Raw genomic sequence first — 4,348 nt, forward strand, 5'->3', positions numbered from 1 at the left:
ACCTCCGTCAGACGGTCCTCTTCGAAGACACCGTCCGCGCCCTCCTCACCGACGGTCATTCCACCTTCGTGGAGATCAGCCCGCACCCCGTCCTCGCGGTTGGGCTGCAGGAGACCTTCGAGGACGCCGAGGCCACCACCGTGTCCGTCGGCTCGCTGCGCCGGGACGACGGCGGGCTGGGCCGGCTGCTGCTGAGCGCCGCCGAACTCCACGTACAAGGCGTGCCGGTGGACTGGCGGGCGGCCTTCGCCGGGGCCTCGGCGCGCACGGTGGATCTGCCGACGTACGCCTTCCAGCGCAGCCGCTACTGGCTGGAGCCGGCTCAGGGCGCGGTGCAGGACCTGTCGGCCGCCGGTCTGGAGACGGCCGGGCATCCCCTGCTCGGCGCGGCGGTCGAGCTCGCCGACGACGCCGGCGTGGTCCTCACGTCCCGGCTCTCGCTGCGCACCCATCCCTGGCTCGCGGACCACGCCGTGAACGGGCAGGTCCTGCTGCCCGGCACCGTCTTCGTGGAGCTCGCCGTCCGCGCCGGGGACCAGGTCGGCGCCGAGCGGCTGGAAGAACTCACCCTCGCCTCCCCGCTCCTGCTGTCCGAGCAGGAAACGGTCCAACTCCAGGTCACCGCGAAGGGGGTGGACGCGGACGGCCGGCGTGAGCTGGTCATCCACTCGCGGTCCGGTGGCGACGAGGAACAGTCCTCCTGGACCCGGCACGCGGCCGGATCGCTCATCACCGGGACCGCCGACATCGCCGAGCCCCTGGTCGAGCCGGGCGCGTGGCCGCCCGCCGACGCCGAGGAGCTCGACGTCGAGGGTGTCTACGACCGCTTCCTCGACCTGGGGTACGAGTACGGGCCGGTCTTCCAGGGCCTGCGGCGCGCCTGGCGGCTTGAGGACGACGTCTTCGCGGAGGTCGCCCTGCCCGAGCAGGAGCGGGCCGACGCCCCGCTGTATGTGCTGCACCCGGCGCTGCTCGACGCGGCCCTGCACGCCGTCATGGTGGTGACCCTGGAGGGTGCTGCCGAGCCGGTACTTCCCTTCGCCTGGAACGGGGTGACCATCCACGCCTCGGGCGCGGACAGCTTGCGCGTGCGGCTGACCAGGACCGGCACGGACACCGTGGCCGTACATGTCGCCGACGCGAGCGGGGCGCCCGTGGCCACCGCCGCCCAGATGATGTGGCGGACGCTGTCCCCGGACGGGCTGAGCGGTGCCCAGCGGGTCACCCACCACGAGTCCCTGTTCCGGGCCGAATGGGTGCCCCTGACCAGCCCCGTGCCCGCCTCCGGCCCTGCCCTGACCTGGGCCGTCGTCGCGGGCGACGACCCGGCCGCGCGGGACCGGCTCGAAGCGGCCCTGACCCGGCCCGTGACCGGACACCACCCGGACCTGGCTGGTCTGCGGGCCGCCGTCGACGCGGGTACGGCCGTTCCCGACGTCGTCGTCCTCCCGCTCAAGGACCATGGCGGGGACGATGTGGTGGCGGAGACCCACGCCTCGGTCGTGCGGGCCCTGGGAGTCGTCCAGGACTGGCTGTCCGACGACCGGTTCGAGGCGTCCCGGCTCGTTCTCGTCTGCCCCGGCGGAGGACCGGACCACGGCACGGACAGCGCCGTGGGCCTCGCCGGCGCCGCCGCCTGGGGTCTGCTGAAGTCCGCCCAGACCGAGAACCCGGGGCGGATCGTCCTGGTCGACATCGCCCCGGACGCCTGGAGCGCACTGCCCGGCGTCGTCGTCTCGGGTGAGCCGCTGGCCGCGCTCACCGGCGACGGCACCATGCTCGTCCCGCGGATCGCCCGCGTTCCCGTCCAACCGCCCCCGGAATCCGTACCGTTCGCCCCCGAAGGGACCGTCCTGATCACCGGCGGCACGGGCGTGCTCGGCGGGCTGCTCGCCCGGCACCTCGTCCGGGCGCACGGCGTACGGCACCTGCTGCTCGCCGGACGCCGGGGCGCCGATGCCCCGGGCGTCAGGGAACTCACCGCGGAACTCGCCGAACAGGGCGCCCACGTCACCGTAGCCGCCTGCGACTTCGCCGACCGCGAGGCCACCGCGCGGCTCCTGGCCGCCGTACCAAACACGCACCCGCTCACCGCCGTCGTCCATGCCGCGGGCCTCGCCGACGACGGAGTCATCGGCTCGCTGACCCCGGAACGCACCGCCGCCGTCCTGCGCCCCAAGGTGGACGCCGCCTGGCATCTGCACGACCTCACCCGCGACCAGGAGCTCTCGGCGTTCGTACTGTTCTCGTCCGCAGCCGCCACCCTGGGCGGCGCCGGCCAGGGCAACTACGCGGCGGCCAACGCCTTCCTCGACGCCCTCGCCCGCCACCGCCACGCCCGCGGACTGCCCGCACTCACCCTGTCCTGGGGACTGTGGGCGCAGGCCAGCGGCATCACCGGGCACCTCACCGAGGCCGACCACCAGCGCATGGCCCGGGCCGGCATGGCCGCACTCGACGCCGACGAGGCCCTCGGCCTGCTGGACACCGCCCTCACCGTGCCCGAACCCTGGCTGCTGCCCATGCGGCTCGACACCAAGGCCCTGCGGGCCCAGGGCGACGGCCTCGCCCCCCTCTTCCGCGGCCTCGTACGACTCGCCCCGCGCCGGGGCGCCGCCACCGCCACCGGGGGCACAGCCACCGCGGCCCTCGGCGGACTCACTGAGCGGCTGACCACCCTGAGCCGCCCGGAGCAGGAAGCCGAGCTGCTCCGCCTCGTCCTCACGCACGTCGCCACCGTCCTCGGCCACGGCGACCCGGACACCGTCGACGGCGAGACCGCCTTCAAGGAACTCGGCTTCGACTCACTGACCGCCGTGGACCTGCGCAACCGCCTCAACGCCGAAGTCGGACGCCGCCTGCCGGCCACCCTCGTCTTCGACTACCCGACACCACGGGCCCTCGCCGACTACCTCCACCGGGAGATCGTCGACGACGGACTCTCCGCCGAGGAACGCGTCCTGAAGGAGATCGACCGGCTTGGCGACGTCCTCACCGCCGTCTCCCTCGACAAACTCGCGCGCGAGATGACCCGGACCCGACTGCGCCAACTCCTCACGGTCTGGGACGACGAACCGGCCGACGCGACATCGGCCACCGGTGTCGCCGACGTGGTCGAGGGAATCGGCGCCTCCTCCATGGAGGAGATGTTCGCCTTCGTCGACAAGGAATTCGGCACCAACGCCAAGTGATCCGCCGTCACCCGACTGACTGATTGATTGAGGTATTCAGCCATGGAGAACGACGAGAAGCTTCTCTCGTACTTCAAGAAGGTCACGGCCGATCTCTACCAGACGCGCCACCGCCTCGAAGAGCTCGAGAACAAGAACCGCGAACCCGTCGCGATCATCGGCATGGCCTGCCGCTACCCCGGCGGCGTCCGCTCGCCGGAGGACCTGTGGCAGTTGGTCGCCGACGGCACCGACGCCGTCGGCGACTTCCCCACCGGGCGCGGCTGGGACCTCGACACCCTCTTCGACCCGGACCCCGACCGGCAGGGCAGGAGCTACGTCCGCGAGGGCGGCTTCCTGCACGACGCCGACGAATTCGACCCCGCCTTCTTCGGCATGAGCCCCCGCGAGGCACTCGCCGTCGACGTCCAGCAGCGACTGCTCCTGCAGATCGCCTGGGAGGCCTTCGAACGCGCGGGAATCGTCCCCCAGTCCGTGAAGGACACGCCGGTGGGCGTGTACGCGGGCCTGATGTACGGCGACTACGGCTCGCGTATCCGTGACATCCCCGACGGCTTCGAGGGCTACCTCCTGCACGGCAGCGCGGGCAGCGTCGCCTCCGGCCGCATCGCCTACACCTTCGGCCTGGAGGGGCCGGCGGTCACGGTCGACACGGCGTGCTCGTCGTCGCTGGTCGCGCTGCACTTGGCGGTGCAGGCGCTGCGGGCGGGGGAGTGCTCCCTGGCCCTGGCCGGCGGTGTGACGGTCATGGCGACGCCTGGGCCCTTCATCGAGTTCAGCCGGCAGCGCGGACTCTCCTCGGACGGCCGCTGCAAGTCCTTCTCGGCCACCGCCGACGGCGCGGGCTGGGGCGAGGGAGCGGGGCTCCTGCTCCTCGAGCGCCTCTCCGAGGCCCGTCGCAACGGCCACCGCGTCCTCGCCGTCCTCAACGGCTCGGCCGTCAACCAGGACGGCGCCTCCAACGGCTTCACCGCACCGAACGGCCCGTCCCAACAGCGCGTCATCCGGGACGCGTTGGCAAGCGCCGGGCTCACACCTTCGGACGTGGACGCGGTGGAGGCCCACGGTACGGGCACCCCGCTCGGGGATCCGATCGAGGCCGAGGCGCTGTTGGCGGCGTATGGGCAGGGGCGGGAGGTTGGACGGCCGTTGTGGCT

Annotated in this window: 2 protein-coding genes; both read left to right on the plus strand. The window is 72.8% G+C overall.

Going from position 1 to position 4,348, the window contains the following annotated elements; genetic code table 11:
- Positions 1-3,191, plus strand: a 3,191-nt coding sequence (locus ACFSL4_RS14720; protein WP_381082562.1) for a type I polyketide synthase, incomplete at its 5' end; no start/stop codon positions are given.
- 42 nt (positions 3,192-3,233) lie between these two features.
- Positions 3,234-4,348: beta-ketoacyl synthase N-terminal-like domain-containing protein (locus ACFSL4_RS14725; RefSeq protein WP_381082564.1), on the plus strand; the 1,115-nt coding region annotated here is incomplete at its 3' end.

It is taken from the genome of Streptomyces caeni, assembly GCF_042678285.1.
Taxonomy (GTDB): Bacteria; Actinomycetota; Actinomycetes; order Streptomycetales; family Streptomycetaceae; genus Streptomyces; species Streptomyces caeni.